Source organism: Streptomyces sp. CNP082 (assembly GCF_059570535.1).
Genome location: NZ_JCANSZ010000004.1, coordinates 246,068 through 264,046, shown reverse-complemented (window position 1 = coordinate 264,046; position 17,979 = coordinate 246,068). Strand labels below are relative to the sequence as shown.

The window sequence follows — 17,979 nt, the reverse complement described above, 5'->3', positions numbered from 1 at the left end:
GGGGCAGCGGGCTTCGTTGGCCCGTCGGCCGCTGCCCCGGGCCCTAGTCAGTCGCGGTCGGCGTGCGCTGCGGCGTACTGCTGGCGGACGTAGGCGCGGAAGTCCTCGTCCGTGGCCAGTTCTTCGCCGCGGAAGCTCAGACCGTGGAACGTGGCGTCGTAGTCGGCGAACTGGCGGGCCGCGCGGCCCGCGGCGGCGACCGCCTCGGCGACGGCGTCGGGGGTGAGAGTGGTCTCCTCGCGGAGCGCGATGCGGTCCAGCAGCGCGGCTTTGCGGAGCCAGAATTCGCGGTCGACGCCGTGGCTCAGCGGGTATTCGCGCAGAGAGCGCAGGATCCAGGAGATTTCCCAGGCGATGGTGGGGGCGTTCGCGTACGCGCTGTCCGTGGTGCTGATCTCGGGCTCGTTCATGGCGTCCCCCTCAGCCCACGTCGTTCACGGCGTCGGCGAGTGCGGTCATGATCTGGTCGATGGAGTCGGCGGCTCCGGTGCGGGAGAGGTAGAAGCCGAACATGAGCGCCACGGCGGCGGAGGCGACGCCGACCGCGCGGAAGCGGATCAGCAGCGCCAGTAACAGGCCGAAGAGGGCGAGGGCGGTGATCGTGATCGTCACTTCGGGCTCCTCTGGGGTCAGCGGGTGCCCTCGCGGCGGATGCCGGAGAGGGAGTTGTAGACGTGGCGACCGAGGCGGATACGGCGGCCCCGGCCGTGGCAGGGCCGGCAGTCCCGGCCGCGGACGAGCCGCCCGCGGCGCGTCTGGCGCATCCGGAAGCCGAAGCCGCGGCAGCGGCGGCAGCTTCCGAACGGGCTGATCGCGCAGAGCGCGGCGTAGCAGAGTGTGATGATGAGGAGGCCGGGCATAGCGGAGAGCAGGGAGGACACAACAACCCCTCTTAGGGCCGGAATCAGGGAATGGGAACCAGGGCCGCTAGACGCTAGTAAGCAGGTCAGCAGCGGATTGAAGTGCTAGCGGGGGTGCTAGACCTAGCAGGGGTGCCCGCTAGGTCTAGCGGCGTCCGCGGGTCAGGCAGCGGCTGCTTGTCCGTCACGTTCCGCAACCGCGCGGAGAACGTCGGCGCGGCGGATGCCGCGGCGGTTGGCGCCCTTGCCGTCCTCGGTGGTGCCCCAGACCTGGACCGTGCGGATGCCGTACGGGCGCAGGGCGGCGGTGAGTTGGTCTGTGTTCCACTCGCCGTAGACCTCTGGCCGGAGGTCGGCCAGGCGGGCAAGCACGGACTCGTTCCAGAGCTTCGGCTTTGCTGCCGGGATGGCGGCGGCCAGGTCGCTCAGCACGTCGTACGAGGACGCGGGATCGGCCTCCGGCTCCTCGCCGAGGGCGTGCCCGGCGAGGGTGCCGGCGCGTTCCCGTGCGGCGCGGGCGCGTAGGGCGATCTCGTCGGCCTGCAAGGCGTCGATGTTGGCGGCGCGGACGATACGGGCGTCGGCGCCTTCGCCAAGGAAGTAGCAGATGCCCTTGTCGCCCCAGGCGAACATCGTGGCCCGTACGCCCCGCTTGTGCGCGCCGGTGCCCAGGACCATGTCGTTCTCTACCTGGCCCATGACCTTCAGGCACCAGCGGGCGGAAGCGTTGGCACTGATCGCGGTCGGGATGCTGTCCTTGTCCGGCCGCTGCGTCGACAGCAGAAGCACGATTCCCAGGGCCGGGCCGCGCTTGACGAGGTCGGTGCAGATCTCCTTGAACTCCGCGCCATATTTGTTGTCTTCGAACCACACCTGACACTCGTCGACCCCCACCACGATCGGGTGCAGCCCGAGGGAGCGTTTCGAGGCCAGCTCACTCGTCACCTTCGACTCCGGGCAGACGTCGCGCGGGAGCGATCGGATCACCTTCGCGCGGCGGCGCAGTTCGCCTTGCAGCTCGCGCATGTTGGCGATGGCGTACCCGATGTCTTCTGGCTCGTCGCCGGCCCGGTGGCGGTACGCCACGCGGCGGCCGAGGGGGTCCAGGTCGCCGGTGCCCTTCAGGTCGTACGTGTGGAGTTCGGCACGCGGGTCCAGGGCTGCGATGAGGAGGAGCAGCCGAAGGAGGAACGTCTTGCCCATCCGCGGGATGGCGCCGATGACGCCCGCGATGAACATGAGCGTCACGCCGACCCACCGGCCGCGCTGGTCTGTACCCCAGGACACGGGACGGAAGAGGTCCACCGTGCCGGACTTCGCCAGCGGCCAGGGCTCCTGGCGCGCCTGCGACATGTCCTGGTCACCGACCCACAGCCGCAGGCGGCCGGTGTGCTCGTCCGGAACCGGCTCCGGCCACACCGTGCCCAGGGGCCGGCGCAGGCCGGACGCCAACCTGTCGCGGCGCTCGATGACATCGGTGACCGTGACGCCATACGGCAGGTCACCCTCGGCGAGCCATCCGGGCCCGTCGCGCGTGATGGGCGCCGAGAACGAGAAGCCGGCGCCACCCTTCGCCTGCGCCTGATTGATCGCCTGGATACCCAAAGAGCCGATGGCACGCAGGACGATGTCCGACGTGAGCTTGGTGGCCTTGGGGATCTCTACGGCACGGTGAATCACGGGGGCGTCGACCGGCTGGCCCAGCCAGCCGAGGGCCGTGGCGACCACGTAGCCGGAGAGGGCCAGCAGCCACGTGGGCGCCAGGACGTATAAGGCGAGTGCGGCGCCCAGTCCCGTGGCGGAGGCCATCAGGGCGACGACCGTACGCCACCTGACGCGGCGGTCGCGCTGCCGGGAGAGCTTCAGGTAGTCGTCGATGTCCTCTTTGCTCGCGGCGGCGCTGCGGAAGGGCTGGCCCTCGGCGTCGGTGACCCAGCGCAGCGCGCCGCCGACGAAACGGGCCGCGCCACGCGGCAGTTGGAGCGTCAGCCGGAGCTGATACCACGGCGTGCGCACCGCGTGGTACGCCACCACGTGCCAGCCGTACGCGGCGACACCGGAGCCAGCGGCCTTGAACTCCCGCCAGGAGCGGGCCCAGGGCGGGACGACCGGCCGCCGCTTCGAGCCGGTGAACCGGTCCATGAGCCGTACGGCGGAGGAGCCGCCGGGCCGATCGACCAACGTGACCTCGTCGGGAGGAGAGTCTTCCGCCCTCTCCTCGTTCTCGTCATCGTGCTTCACTGAGCCTTCCTTCCGGTTCGGAGGGAAGCCGGGGCCCGGCCCTACCCGCCAAAGCAGCGGCCGGGCCCCGGCGGTGAGCGATTCAGGAGAGGCGCTACGGCCGCCCTGCCGCGGCGGGCCGCGGGCCGTGTTCGGCGTCGAGCCGCACGAAGACGCCGTGCACGTAACTCGGCGCGCGGGTGGCCCGCTTCGCGGTCTCGCGTACGGTCAGGCCCTCGGCCCAACCGTCCTCAATGACCCGCTGCGCTTCCGCGGTGCCGAGCTTGTCCGGGTCCGGGTCCGGTTCCGGGGCGTGTTCAGGTGAACGGCCACCCCCGTTCAGGGCAGCGCCGAGGGTGAACACGCCTGGCCGGCCCGCCTGCCGGATGCTGTCGGTCGCCCGCCGCATCTGCCCGCGCACCTCCTCGGCGAGAGCGGAGGCGACCGGATCGCCGGGCTCCTCCGTCCACGGGGAGGCAAGCGGCACCGTCGCCAGATCAGCCGCATGTCGTTGCGCGGCGAGCAGGTCGAGCAGCTTGCGCCGCTGCTCCCGGTCCGCCCCGACCGACGCCTTCGCCACCGCGGCGGCCAGCCGCCGCGCGATGCCCCGTCCGCGCCGCGCCGCCCGCTGCTCCGGCGGCAGAGCCGCCAGGCGCGCCGCCAGCTCGACCGCACGAACGGTGGTGCGGTCCCGGCTGATCTGCGCCGCGTTCCGGTCCCGTTCGGTGATCCCCAGCCGGGACAGCAGCCGCTCCCGCAGCTCCCGCCCTGCCACGGCGAGCACGCCGCGGGACTCGGCGCCGGGCTTGCGGTGGCGGAGTTCGATGCCCATGGCCAGATGCCAGAGCACGGCGGCCATGACCGGCCCGACGAACGCGCGGACCGTACCGCCGAGCGGCCCGGACTCGGCGTACGCGGGGATGACCTGCACGCCCGTGATGAGCCAGACGAGGAGCCCGGGGGCGCCGGGTGCCTTCAACGGGCCGTTGAGGTTCTGCCGCGCCAGGAGCGCCGAGGCGAACAGCCCCAGCTCCGCGGCGGCGAACATCGCCGCCCGCTCGCCCGTGCTGCCCATGCCCAAGTAGTCCTCGGCGAACCGCCAGGACGTATCCGCGGTGTACGCCGTGCAGCTCGCCGCGGCCAGCGCCGCAACCCGCACGGCGGGAGTGTCGAGCCTCGCGTACCGGGCCAGCCGGCGCAGCACGAGCCAGAGGAGCACCAGCCCAAGAAGCGCCGCCGCGGCGGCGATCATGACATCCGGCCCTGCGGGGATGTGAGCCGCGGGCGTCATACCGCCCGCCTCAGCCGCGGCGTCCACCGCCGGAGACTGCCGTACCGGCGGAGCCGCGCCGCGTAGCGGGCGTTCGACCGGGCGACCTCGTCATCGGCGCCCTGCTCCCGCAGGTCGGCCAGGACGTCGTCGGCGGCGGCGAGCCGCGCCGCCCGGTCCTCCGCCGGCTCGACCGGTTCGTCAGCCGCCGGGCCCAGGAACAGCCGGCGGAAGTCCTCGGCCCACGTGGTCTCGAAGCCAAGCGTTAACGCCTCGGACTCGATGGCGTCCAGGGCCGTTGCCTGGCCGCCGTCTTCAGCACGCATGATCTGTCTGCCTCCTTGGTGGGATGGGGGCGAGCCGGGCGGCGGGCTTCGTTGGCCCGTCGGCCGCCGCTCCGGCACGAGTGGTTCAGATGCGGAAGCGCCGCGGCCCCGTGATCCGCTGCAGCCCGCGGTGCGTGGTCGCCACAGCGGTAAAGGCCCGTGGCCGGCCAGGACCGTCAGCGCCCACCCGGCCCCGATCTGCTGCGCGGCCAGGCAACTGACGCACGTGGCAAACACGGCCACCACCAGCGCGAACAGCGCCACCAGCCCCCGGGCGGTCGACGCGGGCGCGGACCGCCGGGCGGCGACCGTCAGACCGTCCGGCGCCATCGGCCGGACGCCGACGCCGGGGAAGTCGACGAGGACGAAACTGCCGGCGCCGTGAGAGGCGACGCCCACGACGGCGCCGAGGGCGTTGCTGCCGCCGTGCTCTTGAACGATGTCACCGATCGCGAGCCACATGGGAACCCTTCGCGTGCAGTAGCGGACGGGGTGCGTCGATCACTCGGCGAAGCGAGTAATCGATGACCTCCGACGCCGCTCGGCAGCGTCGTCGAAGATCAAAAACACTCGTTCGCTCGTCACGCTGTGGAGTTCTCAAGGTACAGACCGTTCAAAGCAACTCCTCAAGAGATCAAGTCATCAAGTCCTCTTTAGGAGTGCCTTGACTATGACGTACGTCGCTCAGCTCGTCAAGTCCTCTTTAGGAGCGCTAGGCTGGTGTCAGGTAAACAGCGCCCTCCACCTGGGGCTCCGAGGCGACGACAAGGGACACGGGCCGTGGCGAAGGAATACGAGCGCATCGCGAACGACCTGCGCAGGTCGATCCGCGACGGCGACCTGAAACCCGGCGACCGGCTCCCCTCCGAAGCGGAGTTGGTGGAGCAGTACGGGAAGAGCGGCCCGACCGTGCAGGCGGCCCTGCGCGTGCTGCAGTACGAAGGCTTGATCGACAAGCAGCACGGCAGGGGCAGCTTCGTCCGGCGCCCGCGGAGCACGGTGCTGCGGACCAACGGACGCCACCAGTGGGAGAAGGACCGGGCCCGCGAGCCGGAGGACCGCCGGGAGAAGACCGGGGCGACCGAGTACGACACCGGCCTGCAGGTCGATGACCTGGTCTTCCACGCCTCCTACCGGGAGACCGAGGCGACGAAGGACATCGCCGAAGCCTTCGGCATCCCGGAGGGCGCGGCGCTCGTCGAGCGCACCTACCGCACCCGCTACGCCGCCGAGCGGGCCCCGTTCGCGCTGGTCACCTCGTACCTCGTCCGCGACATGGTCGCCGGGAACCCGGACCTCCTCGACGAGACGAAGGAGCCGTGGCCGGGCGGCACGATGAACCAACTCCACACGGTCGGCATAGAGCTGGACCGCATCGAGGAGCGCTACACCACCCGCCCGCCGGCCCCGGAAGAGGCCGAAGAGCTGGAGCTGCCGCCGGGGATGCCCGTACTCCTGGCGCGCAAGGTCTCGTACGACACGAACGGCCGGCCGGTGGAAATCTCGGACATCACGATGCCGGGCGACCGGACCCACGTGCACGTCGTCACACCGCTGGACCGGTGGTGAGCCCGATGACCCGCCGCATCTCCGTCGTGACCGCCGTCCACGCGCCGTCAGCCGCGTACCTCCAAGAGGCATACAAGTCCCTGGAGACACAGGAACTCCCCGCAGGCTGGGAGTGGCACTGGTCCATCCGCGAGGACGGCACGGGCGAGGAAGTAGCCCCCCACATCCCGGACGACAGCCGGGTCACGTTCCGCCAAGGCCGCGGCGGCGGCCCCGGCGTCACACGCACCATGGCACTCGCGGAAGCACACGGCGAGTACGTGAAGGTGCTCGACGCCGACGACCAGCTCACGCCCGGCGCCCTGGCCCGGGACATCACCGTCCTCGACGCCAACCCGGACGTCGGCTGGACAACGTCGCGCGTCCTCGACCTCCTCCCGGACGGCTCCACGGCCGGCTTCGACCAGGACCCGGACGACGGCCCCCTGGAGCGCGGCACGGTACTGGAACACTGGGAGGCCCACGACTTCCGCGCCCAGGTCCACCCGGCAACGCTGTGCGTACGCCGTGACCTGCTGCTCGCCCTCGGCGGCTGGATGGCACTCCCGGCATCGGAGGACACGGGCCTGCTCCTCGCCCTCAACGCGGTCAGCCGCGGCTGGTTCATCCGCGAGCCGGGCCTGCTCTACCGCAAGTGGCCAGGCCAGATGACCAGCCAGGCACCCCACAGCAACGCGGCGGAGCTAGAAGCCCGCATGTCCGTCATCGCGGCCAGAGCCCACACCCTGACGGACTTCAACTGGACCTCCCCGATCACCGGCTGACCAGCCCCGCAGTCCAGCTCGAAGCAGACACACCAGAACACGCGCCACAGAGGCGCCGCGCCTTGCCGTGCACCCATTCGAGTCGCCGGAGCCTCGCCGCGAGGGTGTCCGCCCGCCGGCAGGGCTGGTCACGCACGCGCGTAGGCGCGCCTGACACACGTCATGTCAGGTGGTAGCCTCAACGTGAGCCGGCGGTCGTGGACCGTTGGAAGTGGAGCCAGGTGACCTGGGGCAGACCGGGAGCCTGGCTCGGCGCTTTTCAGGTCCCGTGTCGGGATTAGCCGCAGTCCACCCGGAAGTCCAGCACCGCGTCACCAAGAGCAGCGCGGAACTCTCCATGCCCTAACCGTTCGGCTCGGCAGGCACCGGCGACGATGTCAGCGACCCACAGCAGCGGCTCGGCTCCTCCGTGCAGGTGATCGATGCGAAACTGCGTCCCCTTGGGGAGCGCGTAGCGGGCTCGCTGTACGGTCTCGATGTCCCTGGCGTTGAGCTGCGATTCCCGGGCTTCCGTGTACAGGTAGGTCACCCCGAAGCCGTGGAGCTGCAGGACGAGTTCCGCCAGACACTTGCTGCGGGCTCTCTCCTGTTTACGCGGCGGGACAGGGGCTCCGATGCTCACCACGTGCAGGCCACCCAGACCAGCGACCGCCGCCACCGCCTGCTTGCGCTCGCGGGTGTCCATCTCAGTCCAGTGGATCTTCGCGGTCACCCGCCGACCACGCAGCCGCTCCATAGCATCCCGCGCCTCGTCCAGCGACTCAGGCTCGATGATGACAGCGGCAATAACGTAGAACCCTGAAGAGTGGTCCTCCTGGAACGACTCGTCGGACCAGGCCGCGCGCCGCACCTTGTGGTCCGCAGTGTGCACTCAACGACTCTACGACGACTCGCAGTTCACCCGCTCCGGGTTGCGGACAACCGACCGGTCTCAGGCGGGGCGGACATACCTACGTCTGGTCGGCGGCTGGTTGAGTGAAGCCGACCCCTTGCGCAACCGCGAGGGCCGCGTACCTCCAGCATCCGGGACCTGCCGCGCCCGCACCGCCAGGTCAGCAGCCACTGTCACCGGCACCACGGCTCGCGGCTTGACTTCCCATCGCAACTCCTTAAGATAACTTAAGGAGTTGCGATGGCTTCTCCTCCCCGAACGCTCATGAGGGAGGAACCTCCTCATGCCCACTCGCGGACGCGGCACGGGACTTCCCCGTTTCACCCCTGTTGCCACACGAGCCGATTGGAGGTGATCACGCGCATGGCGACCCACTACCGGGACCTCGCGGAGCACTTAAAAGACGAGATCAGCCGGGGCAGCTACCAGAACGGCAGGAGACTGCCGGCCGAGGACAGACTTGCGGAGCAGTACGGCGTCAGCCGCCCCACGCTCAGGCTCGCGCTCGAACAACTCCAGAACGAGGGTCTGTTGGACAAGCGCCAGGGCAGCGGAAACTTCGTCCGCTGGCCGGCGGAGCGGCTGATCTACCCCGGTACGGCAGGCACGACGGACCAGCACAGCCTGACCGTCAAGGTCAGCACAATGGAAACAACGGCAGACACCTCGGTTGCCGCCCTCCTTGAGACAACGGAGGGCGCGAAAGTGGTGACGTACACCTATCTCGCCCGTCTGGGCACTCGCCCCCGGAGCCTGACCCGGAGTTACGTGCCGGCGCGGCTGGCCGCGCTGCTCCCGCGGGACCGGCCGCGGCTCCCCTGGGGACACGACATCCGTCAGCAGTTGATCGAGTCCGGTGTACGACTGGCGTCCAGCACAGAACGGCTCGTAGCGCGCCTGCCGACATCCGCCGAGGCGCGCACGCTGCGCGTCAGCCTGAGAACAACCGTGCTGGTGGTCGGACGGACCCTCAGCGATGCTTCCGGCCGGGTGGTCGAAGCGGCGGTGATCGTCCTCCCGGGCCAGTGCACAGAGGCAGTCTTCACCACCCACTTCGGACTCAACAGCGACGAAGGCGAATCCCCCGCACCGCCAGCAGAGCGGAGCAAAGCGGTCGAACTCATCCACAGCCCCAACCCGGCAGAGAGCGACAAGGAGGTATCACGTGGCTGACGACGCCGGCAATGAAGTCGAAGGCGAGACGTGCGAAGGGTGCCTGTGGTTCGCCCAGGAGTTGCGCAAGGCGCGACGTGAGTGCGACTGGAGCCGGGAGACGGACCTCCGCGTCTTGCGGAAACGGCACATCGCGCGTCGCCACGCAGAAGTGGAGGCGCAGACGTGAACACATCGCACTCCACACTCCGACTGCTGCCCTGGGCCAACGAGCTGGGAAAGCCCTGCTACGCGGAGGAGGGCGGATCGGTCTCGCAGTACGCCGACTTCGTGGAGAGCCAGCAGCTCGACACGGGCAACGACGTCTTACGCATGTCCAATGACCTACTCGCGGAGGAGGCGAGCGATACCGAGCTGAGGTTTGTCGCACAGCGACTCAGCGAGTGTCTGCGCGACGCCCTGAGGGTTGCCGAGTCCCGAGGCATGCGGCTCAGCGCGCTCAACGACAGGCTGGACCAGGAGAAGCAACGCCGCACCCAGTGGCACAGGGCGTGGCGCCCGAGGATCCGCACGGCGCTGAAGCGTTGACGCCCGTAACAGAGCAGACGACAGCAAAGGGCCGGCCCCGCCGCATCTCGTGCGTCGGGGCCGGCCCCCGTCCGTCAACTCACGGCAGTTCCTCGGCGTCGACCCGCGAGAAGATCAGATCGCTTTCCCCGTCGACCCGCCCCCGGAGCCGCGTCGGCACGGCCGGCGGCTGTCGCAGCGCCGGGGGGTAGCTCGCCGGGGCGTAGTCGTTGGCCAGCCGATAGGCGTGGAAGCCGGCCCGCGTCATGGTCTCCATCAGCTCGTCTACGGAGTCGCCGAGCTGCGCCATCCGCTCCGGCGTCACCTCGATGGTGATCTCCGCATCGGGCCGGAGCTGGTCCAGCAGCGGAGCCATCCCCCGGGCAACCTTCCCCTCGGCGCCTTCGACGTCGACCTTGATGACGCGCGCCTGCGCAATCTCGGCCCCCTCCAGCAGCTCCGGCAGCGGCCGGGCCTCGGCCTCGAACGACGACTCAACCGGCCCGTCGTACGGAACGATGCTGTTGGCCCCGGTGTTGATGGAGCTGGCCAGGATGAACGTCAGGGTCTCCCGGCGGTCCGACACCGCGGCGTTGACGGCTCGTACGTTGCCGAACCCGTTGAGATCGACGTGCCCCCGCAACCTGCCGTAGAACTCCGGCGACGCCTCAATGGCCACCACCCGCCCGGCATCCCCCACCAGCCGCGCGGCCAGCATGCTGAAGTACCCGACATGCGCGCCGACGTCCACGAACGTGTCCCCCGGCCGCAGCCTGCGCTGAAGCCACCCGGTCATGTGCGGCTCCCACACACCGAACAGGTACACGTACCGCTGAATGAGATCCCGCGTATCGACGGCGAACCGCGCCCCGAAGCGCGCCTCCGTCACCCGCTGCCGGGGATGATCACGCAGGTACGGGTTCAGACAGCGCGCGGCCAGCGCCGCCTTCCCCACCGGTACCGGAGCATCGCGTACGTACCGCCGACCGAGGGTGACCAGCGTCTCTGCGACCGTGCTCCTCATTGCGCATGCCTCTCCACCAGGGGTCACCCCGAACGATAACGCCGCCGCCGAGCAGCCCCAGGACTGGCTCAGGACACCGTTCCCCGGCACCGGCCCGTTCCCTAGAATCCCCAAGACGTCTTGACGAGTCTGGCCGGGGAGGGCGGAACGACGTGGAGGCGGCCCAGCAGCTCTTAACGATCTCCGCGGTCCTCGTCGGCGCTGCGATGACCTACGTGACCAACACCCTCGCCGAGCGCCGACGACTCCGCCACGAGCTGCACACCCGGTGGGATGACAGGAAGCTGGACGCCTACGGCGACTACATCGACCAGGTCCGCGCCTGCGTCTTCCTCGCCTCCTCCCTCTACCAGCACCGAGAAGGCATGTACGAAGCCGAGCGCAGCGAACAGGACCTCACCAAGGAGCTGGCCGAAGCCACCCGCCTACGCGGCCGGGCCTTCGAGCGCATCATGCTCCTCGGCGGCGACCGGGTCGTAGAAGCTGGCCACGAGGTCAACGCCATAGCCCAGGAGATCGACTGGCAAGCCACCGGCCGCACCACGGGAACGCTCGCCGAGTGGCGCCAACGCCACCGCACAGTGTTCCAGCGCATCAACGCCTTCCACGACACCGCCCGCGAAGACCTAGGAGTCCTCGGCCGCGTCACCGGCCAGCAGCATCCCCCACGCGATCTGCTGCTCCCACCGGCACGACGTGAACAGGACAACGGCGGAAGCACCTGAGCCCTCGGGCTCACGAGGAAGCGGGAGCTGCAACATCCGGGGCGTCACAGCAGTCACGGCGTCACAGGATTCCTCACTTCCTCGGGGGCAGCGCCTCACTCTGATCACGGAACCGTCGCTCGTAACCGAAACCGCAATACCTGCCTGTTACAGCTCCCCTCTTGGCTGCCGCGTAAGCGGAGTGGCGTAGCGAGCACCAGAAGCCGTGACACAACGCCAGGTCAAGCGCAAGTTGCGGGGCTAACCCCTTCGCCTCCTACCTTCCTGCCCATCAGGCCCGCGCAGTGTCGCGGCACCTCGCCCGCATGCGGTCCGTAGCTGCATGCCAGAACCTGGAGGGCGGCCAGATGGCCAAACAGATCACGACGAAGCAAGCGCCGAAGGAGCGGCCACTCCTGCGTGTGCGGTTCGGCTTCAGGCTGACGGTTTCACTGCCACGACGCCGGGACCTTACGGTCGTCATGCCCCTGCTGGGCGTCCTCATCACCGTGTTCCTGATGCGTTGAGGCAGTAGCCCCACGCTGCACGTGGGAGCCTTCCACCGCTTCGCGGACATGACGCGCCCCTACTCGGTGGCCAGCCTCGCCAAGGCGTGCAAGGGTGCGGCCACCGGGCAGGGCGTACGCCAACCCATACGCCAACAGTGGCGTACGACCGGAGACAACGAGAGATACAGAGGACCCCCCTGGCCAGGCTCTAGCAGGGCCGATACCGCCTCCTAAGCGAAATGTCGCAGGTTCGAATCCTGCCAGGCGCACACCTTGCGGCCGGGTGCGCCGGCTCCGCGGAGCTGGCACACCCGGCCTTCCGCTTCCGTTGAACCAGAGCCCCGCGCGGGGCGATTCCCCTCGATCAGCCCATGGCGAATCGTTCCGCCACGGCGACGGCGGCCCCGCCGCTTCCTCTGCGTGGACCGGTTTCCCCCATGATGCCCCGTAGTGCCCGGGTATTGCGGCGGCTGCGGGGCCGGACCCGCATGCGGGTCCGGCCCCAACGGAAGAAACCTCCATGAACCTCTCCCTGACCGTCGCCTTCACCCTCGGTGCCCTGATCATCGGACTGCTCGCCAACAAGTACCACCTGCGGCGCACCGAGGGGGGAAGGGACGACGCGGAGCCCGTCAGCGATCTGGTGAGCCCGTTGGAGACCCTGGCCGTCCTGCTGGTGGCCTTCGTGATCGTGGTCGCCGCCGAGTCGTACACGATGGCGGACGACGCGGCCGATCTGGAGGCGACGCGGGTCAATCACGTCTTCGACCTCGCCGAGTTCACCGCGGAACCCGAAGCCCGCGAGGTCAAGGCGACGTCCGTCTGCTACACCCGCGCGATGCGCGCCTACGAATGGCCCCTGATGAAGGACCAGGGCGGCGCCTCACCGAAGGTTAAGGTGTGGGAGCGGGAGTTCCGCGCCTCCTTCAGGAGGATCGACGACGGCGAACGGCTCGCGCTCTTCATCGAGGCCGACGACCAGCGCTCCCAGGCCCGGCACGAGCGCATCGTCGAGGCCGCGCCCTCCATCCCGCGGGTCGTCTACTGGTTCATGGTGGTCTCGCTGGCCGCGACCATCGGCGCCTTCGCCTTCAACCTCCCCCGCCGGCGCACCGCCTCCCACTACACCCTGCTGATCACGCTGTCCGTCCTGCTCACCGGGTCCCTGGTGGTGATCGATGACATCGACTACCCGTTCTCCGGCCTGGTGTACGTCACAGACTCCGCCATGGCGGAGACGTCCGCGGTCATCACCAGGGAATACCGGCAGGCGTACCCGGACGCCCCGCTCCCCTGCGACAGCCGCGGCAATCCCCATTCCTCCGCCGCGGCCTGACGCCGGCGGGGCGGTGCGCAGGGTCAGACCCGGTCGGCGGCGATCAGCAGGTACTGGAAGCTGCCGCTCTTGTACGCGGCCAGGAACGTGTCCTCGATGCCGGTGGCCAGCTCGGACTGGGCACGCAGCTCCCAGTACGGGATCGTCGCCGCGGTGAGGTCCACCACGGTGTTCGGCACCAGCCGGTTGTTCGCCATCTCCCTGAGGTAGGCGGAGCGCGGGTGGATGTGGCAGATGTAGTGGGCGTTGATCAGCGACACCTCGCGGGACGGCAGTCCGTAGGCGTCGTTGTAGCAGCCGGTGATGGTGACGTACCGGCCGCCGGGTTCGAGGAGGCGGGCGTACTCGGCGAACAGCAGGGACAGGTCCACGTACATCGTGGACTCGTTGTTCCAGATGCCGCGGAACGCACCGGTCTCGAAGCCCGTGCTGAGCATGTTCTTCAGGTGGAAGCCCACCTTGTGGCCCACGCCGTGCTTCTCGGCCTGCGCGTTGGCGAAGGCCACCTGGGTTTCGGAGATGGAGATCCCGTCCACCCGGCAGCCGAACCGCCGGTGGGCGACCAGGCTGCCGCCGCCCCGGCCGCAGCCGGAGTCCAGGAGGCGGTCGTCGGGGGTGACGGTGCCGAGGTGGTCCGCGAGGTAGTCGGCCTGGGCGCACTCCAGGCGGTGGAGTTCCGCGGTGATGCGCGCGTCGCGGGTGTCCGCGGGGGCCTGGAGGACCGACCAGTCGACCTCGCCGATGCCGTAGTGGTGGTGGTAGAAGCCGTCGACCTCGCCCAACCGGAGGTTGACGGGATTCCGCTCCTGGTTCCAGTACTCGGCCACGGATGCCTGGTACGGGCTGACGGCCGCGGCCGGCGTGGCGCTGGCGTGCTGGGCTGTGGTGGTGGTCATGCAGGTGTCTTCTCTCTCACCAGTATGAGGGCAGGGAGTAGCGGTAGGTGTTGGTGTGGTGCCATTCGTGGTTGCCCGCGACCCAGGCGGCCAGTGACGTCGTGTAACGGGCCACGACCGGGTTCTCGGCGGAGAGGGCGGCGGATTCGTCCTCGAAGGCGTGCATGATCTCGTTGTGGATGTCGACGGCTTTCAGGTAGGCGTTCTTGAGCCCTTCGCCCTCCTCGGCCGCGATCACCACCGGGAGGTTCAGGTGGTGCTCGTCGACGGCCATCTCCTTGGTGAAGGAGTACAGGTCGTTGACGAGCGTGGTGGCGTTGCAGGCCAGCGCGGTCACCCGCTGGATTTCGGGCCGGGAGTAGAGCTGCTCGGGCAGCTCGTAGCCGTCCACGGCGTCCACGATGGACAGGCAGGGGCGGAAGTTGTTGAACTGCCGCATCACCAGGTACTGCCACACCGGCGGGGTGGTCTCGGTCTGCGCCCAGGCGGCCTCGGCGAGGTACCCCAGGTGCAGGCGCGCCAGGTCGTGGATGATCCGGGTGGCCTGGCTGGGCGTGGCGACCTCCCGGTACGCCCGCATCGCACCGTCGTACGCGCGCAGCGGGGCGTCCGCGCCCAGCCCTTCCGTCCACTGCTGCTGGTAGCCGTCCGCGGTGTGCAGGGGGTCCAGGGCGCTCTGCGCGATGATGAGCCGGCTGCCCAGGCCTACGGGGGAGCCGCCGTAGTCCTCGCAGTAGCAGTCGTCCACGACGTTCTCCGCGACGAGCAGTCTGCCCGCGGCTTCGAGGCGGTCCAGGTCGGCCGCGGCCGGGTGCTGCAGGACGACCGCACGGCCGAACTGGAATCCCTCGAAGTCCCCCGCCCATGCGGCGGGAAACAGGTCGAGCTCCTGGGCCCAGGCTTCGAGCCGCCGGTCCACCTCGGCGACCTTGGCCGGGTCCGCCGGCACCGCGGGCGGGCAGTACAGCCCCGGAATCGGGTCACCGGCGCGGGGCCCGCCTTCGGCCGCGGAGCCGGACGTGCGGTCGCCGGCGGGCTCGCCGTTCCCGGCGGGCGGCGGGTCGGGCGGCGGCGGCAGGAGGGCCCGTGCCGCCGCGGTGCCCAGACCCGTCGGCCCGCCGGGCGGCCACGGCGCCGGGCCGGCCGGCCGTACGGGTCCTGCCGCCGGTTCCGGCGGCGCGGCGCGTACCGGGTCCGGCGGCGGGGGGACCGCCGGGGCCCCGGACATCCGGGACAGGATCGACACCGTCTGTCTCCTTCACTCGCCGGACCGGGCGGTCAGCCACGCGGGTGTGCCTCGACGTTCTCCAAGACGCCGATCGCGTCGGGGACCAGAACGGCGGCGGAGTAGTAGGTGCTGACGAGGTAGGAGATGATGGCCTTCTCGTCGATGCCCATGAACCGCACGTTGAGGCCGGGCTCGACCTCGTCCGGCAGGCCCTTCTGGTGCAGGGCGATGACGCCCTCGTCGTCCTCGCCGGTGCGCATGGCGATGACCGACGAGGTCCCGTGGTCCGAGACCGGGATCTTGCCGCACGGGAGGACCGGCACGCCCCGCCAGGCGGGGATCTGGTGGCCGTCGATGTCGACGGAGCCCAGCGCGATGCCCCGCTTGTTGCACTCCTTGCCGAAGGCCGCGATGACACGCGGGTGGGCGAAGATGTACCGGGTCCCGCGGCGCATGCTGATCAGGTCGTCGAAGTCGTCCGGGGTGGGCGGGCCGGCCTGGGACGGGATGCGCTGGTCGAAGTCGGTGTTGTGGAGCAGCCCGAAGTCCGGGTTGTTGACCATCTCGTGCTCCTGGCGCTCGCGCAGCGCCTCGATGGTCAGCCGCAACTGCTGCTCCGTCTGGTTCATCGGCTGGTTGTAGAGGTCGGCGACCCGGCTGTGCACCTTCAGCACGGTCTGCGCGACGCTCAGCTCCAGCTCGCGCGGGTTGAGTTCGTAGTCGACGAACGTGGTCGGCAGGGTCTGCTCGCCCTGGTGGCCGGAGAGGAAGCTGACGTCGGCCTCACCGGACCTGTTCGTCGCCATCCGCGCGCGGGTGCTGAGCTGCTCCACGTGCGACCGCAGCGCCCCGTACTGGTTGGAGACCGCCTTGTACGCCTTGTGCGGCAGCGCCAGGACCGTCGTCCCGGTCACCGCGCGCGCCGTGAAGTCCCACGCGCCGTCCACCCCGGCGAGCACCCCGCCGCCGAAGCTGTCGCCGTCCGACAGCCGGCCCACGATCGCCTCGTCCTCGTACTGCCCCGGCGCGACCTCCTCCACCTTGCCGTGCGCGATCAGGTAGACGTGATCGGCCTTCCGGCCCCGCTGCACGATGACCTGACCGGGCTCGTACTCCTTCTGGACGAACTTGTCGGCCAGCGCGCCCAGCGCCGTGAGGTCGTCGAACCCGCGCAGCAGCGGCAGCTCGGTCAGCTCGACGGGGACGACGCGGACCTTGGACCCGTTCTTGTCGAACGTCACCTTCCCGTCTCCGACGGTGACCGACAGGCGCCGGTTGACGCGGTAGGTACCGCCGGGGACGTCGACCCACGGCAGCTTCCGCAGCAGCCACCGCGAGCTCTTGGCCTGCATCTGGGGTTCGGACTTGGTGGTGGTCGCGAGGTTCCGCGCTGCCGCGGTGCTGAGGCTGAGCTGTTCCTGCGCCTCCAGTACCACCGCGTCCGCTGACGGACGCGTCTGAACAGTCATGGGCTGTCTCCCTGAGAGTGTGCGCGACGAACTGGCCAACTTCAGCAAGGCAGGTGTCAGCCAGCGACTGAGATCGATCACTTTCTGTGCTCTTTGGTAACGCATAGCGACAGAAGGCACCAGCAGGCGCGCCTGCGGGCACGCGTCCCGTACGCCTATGCCTGGCCGCTATGCCTGGCCGCGCAACACGAGGCCCCCGACCGGAACACCCCCGGTCAGGGGCCTGGAGTTCGCCGGCGGCGGAGCGGAATCCCCGACGGGCGGAAAGCTGTTCGTGTGGTTATGCGGCAAGCGCCGGGCGGCTCGGCGCGGATGACGGCGCGCCGCCGGACTGCGCGGCGGGGCGCGCCGCCGGTGCCGACTCCTGGCGCTGGTCGAGCACTTGAACCGGCGGGGTGTCCGCCGCCGCCGGGCTCAGCGGTCCTCGGAGGCTGGCGGCAGGATCGCCGCTGCTGTTTCGCGTGCGTACAGGGCCGGGGCGCTGCTGCGGGAGATCGCGGCGAACGTGAGGGAGCCGGAGTACAGGACCAGGAAGCGGTTCGTGACCGCGTCCGGGTCGGGGGTGCCCGTCGCGGCGATCAGGCCGCGGAGGTACGCGCTGACCGCGAGCTGGTGGTCGCGGACCGCGGCGGCGGCGCGGGCGCTCTCCGCGCCGACTTCGTTGAAGGCGTTCGTGAACGGGCAGCCGCGGAAGCCCGGTTCGCCGAACCACCAGTGCAGCCAGCCGAAGACCGCCAGCACCCGCTCCCGCGGCAGGCCCGTGGCCTCCTTGGCGACGAAGTCCGCCAGCGCGCCGCGCACCCAGCGGTCGCGGCGCCGCAGGTACGCCTCGATCAGCTCGTCCTTGGAGGCGAAGCAGCGGTAGAGCCGCTTGAGGGAGACGCCGGCGGCGTCGCGGATACGGTCCATGCCGACCGCGCGGATGCCGTGGGCGTAGAAGAGTTCGTCGGCGGCTTCGAGCACGCGCTGCCGGGCGGCTGCGTCCTCCGCGCTCTCCGCCTTGTCCGCGTTCTCTGCGTTCTCTGCGTTCTCTGCGTTCTCCGCGTTCTCCGGGTTCTCCGGGTTCTCCGCGTCGTCCATGTCCCCTGCTCCGTCCCGCCCCCGTCGGCGCCGTCACGTCGCTGCGTCGCTGGCCCGCTCACCACGTACCGGCGCTCACCCGATCCGGTTGCGGTGGCGTCCGGCCGCTTGAGAACGGCCGTTCTCGACATTACCCTCTGCCTGGAGAACGG

Annotated in this window: 20 protein-coding genes; 8 read left to right on the top strand and 12 right to left on the bottom strand. The window is 69.9% G+C overall.

Annotated features, from left to right (window positions below; translation table 11 throughout):
• Nucleotides 1-47: 47 nt before the first annotated feature.
• The 6 genes from B124_RS05490 to B124_RS05465 form a co-directional block, all read right to left on the bottom strand.
• A complete protein-coding gene (locus B124_RS05490) occupies nucleotides 48-410 on the bottom strand; it encodes a hypothetical protein (RefSeq protein WP_496501494.1) in 363 nt (120 codons plus the stop codon).
• A gap of 10 nt (nucleotides 411-420) precedes the next feature.
• On the bottom strand, nucleotides 421-612 hold the full coding sequence (locus B124_RS05485; RefSeq protein WP_496501493.1) for a hypothetical protein: 192 nt from the start codon (nucleotides 610-612) through the stop codon (nucleotides 421-423).
• Nucleotides 613-629: 17 nt separating this feature from the next.
• Nucleotides 630-881 carry a hypothetical protein gene (locus tag B124_RS05480; RefSeq protein ID WP_496501492.1) on the bottom strand — a complete coding sequence of 84 codons (252 nt, stop codon included), beginning with the start codon at nucleotides 879-881 and terminating at the stop codon, nucleotides 630-632.
• Nucleotides 882-1,022: 141 nt separating this feature from the next.
• On the bottom strand, nucleotides 1,023-3,101 hold the full coding sequence (locus B124_RS05475) for a cell division protein FtsK (RefSeq protein WP_496501491.1): 2,079 nt from the start codon (nucleotides 3,099-3,101) through the stop codon (nucleotides 1,023-1,025).
• A 94-nt stretch (nucleotides 3,102-3,195) separates the two neighbouring features.
• Nucleotides 3,196-4,371, bottom strand: coding sequence for a hypothetical protein (locus tag B124_RS05470; RefSeq protein ID WP_496501490.1), 1,176 nt, complete (start codon nucleotides 4,369-4,371; stop codon nucleotides 3,196-3,198).
• Entirely contained in the window at nucleotides 4,368-5,138 is a 771-nt protein-coding gene (locus B124_RS05465) for a hypothetical protein (RefSeq protein ID WP_496501489.1), read from the bottom strand. Before B124_RS05465 ends, B124_RS05470 begins: the two co-directional genes overlap by 4 nt.
• Nucleotides 5,139-5,456: 318 nt before the next feature.
• Here B124_RS05465 and B124_RS05460 point away from each other — a divergent pair, with 318 nt between their 5' ends.
• Entirely contained in the window at nucleotides 5,457-6,245 is a 789-nt protein-coding gene (locus tag B124_RS05460) for a GntR family transcriptional regulator (protein WP_496501488.1), read from the top strand.
• A 5-nt stretch (nucleotides 6,246-6,250) separates the two neighbouring features.
• Complete coding sequence (locus tag B124_RS05455) at nucleotides 6,251-7,009, top strand: glycosyltransferase family 2 protein (protein ID WP_496501487.1); 759 nt, start codon at nucleotides 6,251-6,253, stop codon at nucleotides 7,007-7,009.
• 277 nt (nucleotides 7,010-7,286) lie between these two features.
• On the opposite strand, the gene B124_RS05450 is transcribed toward B124_RS05455, so the two are convergent.
• Complete coding sequence (locus B124_RS05450; protein ID WP_496501486.1) at nucleotides 7,287-7,880, bottom strand: DUF3800 domain-containing protein; 594 nt, start codon at nucleotides 7,878-7,880, stop codon at nucleotides 7,287-7,289.
• A gap of 372 nt (nucleotides 7,881-8,252) precedes the next feature.
• Between B124_RS05450 and B124_RS05445 the strand changes: the two genes are divergently transcribed.
• The 3 genes from B124_RS05445 to B124_RS05435 are packed head-to-tail and all read left to right on the top strand — an operon-like array spanning nucleotide 8,253 to nucleotide 9,602.
• Complete coding sequence (locus B124_RS05445; protein ID WP_496501563.1) at nucleotides 8,253-9,074, top strand: GntR family transcriptional regulator; 822 nt, start codon at nucleotides 8,253-8,255, stop codon at nucleotides 9,072-9,074.
• Nucleotides 9,067-9,243 (top strand): hypothetical protein, encoded by a 177-nt coding sequence (locus tag B124_RS05440; protein ID WP_496501485.1) that lies wholly within the window; start codon nucleotides 9,067-9,069, stop codon nucleotides 9,241-9,243. The genes B124_RS05445 and B124_RS05440 overlap by 8 nt, the downstream gene beginning before the upstream one ends.
• Nucleotides 9,240-9,602 carry a hypothetical protein gene (locus B124_RS05435; RefSeq protein ID WP_496501484.1) on the top strand — a complete coding sequence of 121 codons (363 nt, stop codon included), beginning with the start codon at nucleotides 9,240-9,242 and terminating at the stop codon, nucleotides 9,600-9,602. The genes B124_RS05440 and B124_RS05435 overlap by 4 nt, the downstream gene beginning before the upstream one ends.
• A gap of 79 nt (nucleotides 9,603-9,681) precedes the next feature.
• Here the strand turns inward: B124_RS05435 and B124_RS05430 are convergent, their stop codons facing one another.
• Nucleotides 9,682-10,605, bottom strand: coding sequence for an FkbM family methyltransferase (locus tag B124_RS05430; RefSeq protein WP_496501483.1), 924 nt, complete (start codon nucleotides 10,603-10,605; stop codon nucleotides 9,682-9,684).
• 152 nt (nucleotides 10,606-10,757) lie between these two features.
• Between B124_RS05430 and B124_RS05425 the strand changes: the two genes are divergently transcribed.
• The 3 genes from B124_RS05425 to B124_RS05415 all read left to right on the top strand — a co-directional run bounded on the left by B124_RS05425 (nucleotide 10,758) and on the right by B124_RS05415 (nucleotide 13,154).
• Complete coding sequence (locus tag B124_RS05425) at nucleotides 10,758-11,330, top strand: hypothetical protein (protein ID WP_496501482.1); 573 nt, start codon at nucleotides 10,758-10,760, stop codon at nucleotides 11,328-11,330.
• Nucleotides 11,331-11,677: 347 nt separating this feature from the next.
• Entirely contained in the window at nucleotides 11,678-11,836 is a 159-nt protein-coding gene (locus tag B124_RS05420; RefSeq protein ID WP_496501481.1) for a hypothetical protein, read from the top strand.
• A gap of 502 nt (nucleotides 11,837-12,338) precedes the next feature.
• A complete protein-coding gene (locus B124_RS05415; protein ID WP_496501480.1) occupies nucleotides 12,339-13,154 on the top strand; it encodes a bestrophin-like domain in 816 nt (271 codons plus the stop codon).
• Between the two features lie 23 nt (nucleotides 13,155-13,177).
• Here B124_RS05415 and B124_RS05410 read toward each other — a convergent pair whose 3' ends face one another.
• From B124_RS05410 to B124_RS05395, 4 genes are all read right to left on the bottom strand, one after another.
• Nucleotides 13,178-14,050, bottom strand: coding sequence for a geranyl diphosphate 2-C-methyltransferase (locus B124_RS05410; protein WP_496501479.1), 873 nt, complete (start codon nucleotides 14,048-14,050; stop codon nucleotides 13,178-13,180).
• 16 nt (nucleotides 14,051-14,066) lie between these two features.
• Nucleotides 14,067-15,296, bottom strand: a complete 1,230-nt coding sequence (locus B124_RS05405; protein WP_496501478.1) for a family 2 encapsulin nanocompartment cargo protein terpene cyclase — start codon at nucleotides 15,294-15,296, stop codon at nucleotides 14,067-14,069.
• A 32-nt stretch (nucleotides 15,297-15,328) separates the two neighbouring features.
• On the bottom strand, nucleotides 15,329-16,747 hold the full coding sequence (locus tag B124_RS05400) for a family 2B encapsulin nanocompartment shell protein (protein ID WP_496501477.1): 1,419 nt from the start codon (nucleotides 16,745-16,747) through the stop codon (nucleotides 15,329-15,331).
• A gap of 414 nt (nucleotides 16,748-17,161) precedes the next feature.
• On the bottom strand, nucleotides 17,162-17,827 hold the full coding sequence (locus B124_RS05395) for a TetR/AcrR family transcriptional regulator (RefSeq protein WP_496501476.1): 666 nt from the start codon (nucleotides 17,825-17,827) through the stop codon (nucleotides 17,162-17,164).
• Between the last annotated feature and the right edge of the window lie 152 nt (nucleotides 17,828-17,979).

Excerpts from the sequence above, each read along its gene's own strand:
- B124_RS05490 (WP_496501494.1), bottom strand. The coding sequence starts at position 410 with ATGAACGAGCCCGAGATCAGCACCACGGACAGCGCGTACGCGAACGCC.
- B124_RS05470 (WP_496501490.1), bottom strand. The coding sequence starts at position 4,371 with ATGACGCCCGCGGCTCACATCCCCGCAGGGCCGGATGTCATGATCGCC.
- B124_RS05465 (WP_496501489.1), bottom strand. The coding sequence starts at position 5,138 with ATGTGGCTCGCGATCGGTGACATCGTTCAAGAGCACGGCGGCAGCAAC.
- B124_RS05455 (WP_496501487.1), top strand. The coding sequence starts at position 6,251 with ATGACCCGCCGCATCTCCGTCGTGACCGCCGTCCACGCGCCGTCAGCC.
- B124_RS05430 (WP_496501483.1), bottom strand. The coding sequence starts at position 10,605 with ATGAGGAGCACGGTCGCAGAGACGCTGGTCACCCTCGGTCGGCGGTAC.
- B124_RS05420 (WP_496501481.1), top strand. The coding sequence starts at position 11,678 with ATGGCCAAACAGATCACGACGAAGCAAGCGCCGAAGGAGCGGCCACTC.
- B124_RS05415 (WP_496501480.1), top strand. The coding sequence starts at position 12,339 with ATGAACCTCTCCCTGACCGTCGCCTTCACCCTCGGTGCCCTGATCATC.
- B124_RS05410 (WP_496501479.1), bottom strand. The coding sequence starts at position 14,050 with ATGACCACCACCACAGCCCAGCACGCCAGCGCCACGCCGGCCGCGGCC.
- B124_RS05400 (WP_496501477.1), bottom strand. The coding sequence starts at position 16,747 with ATGACTGTTCAGACGCGTCCGTCAGCGGACGCGGTGGTACTGGAGGCG.
- B124_RS05395 (WP_496501476.1), bottom strand. The coding sequence starts at position 17,827 with ATGGACGACGCGGAGAACCCGGAGAACCCGGAGAACGCGGAGAACGCA.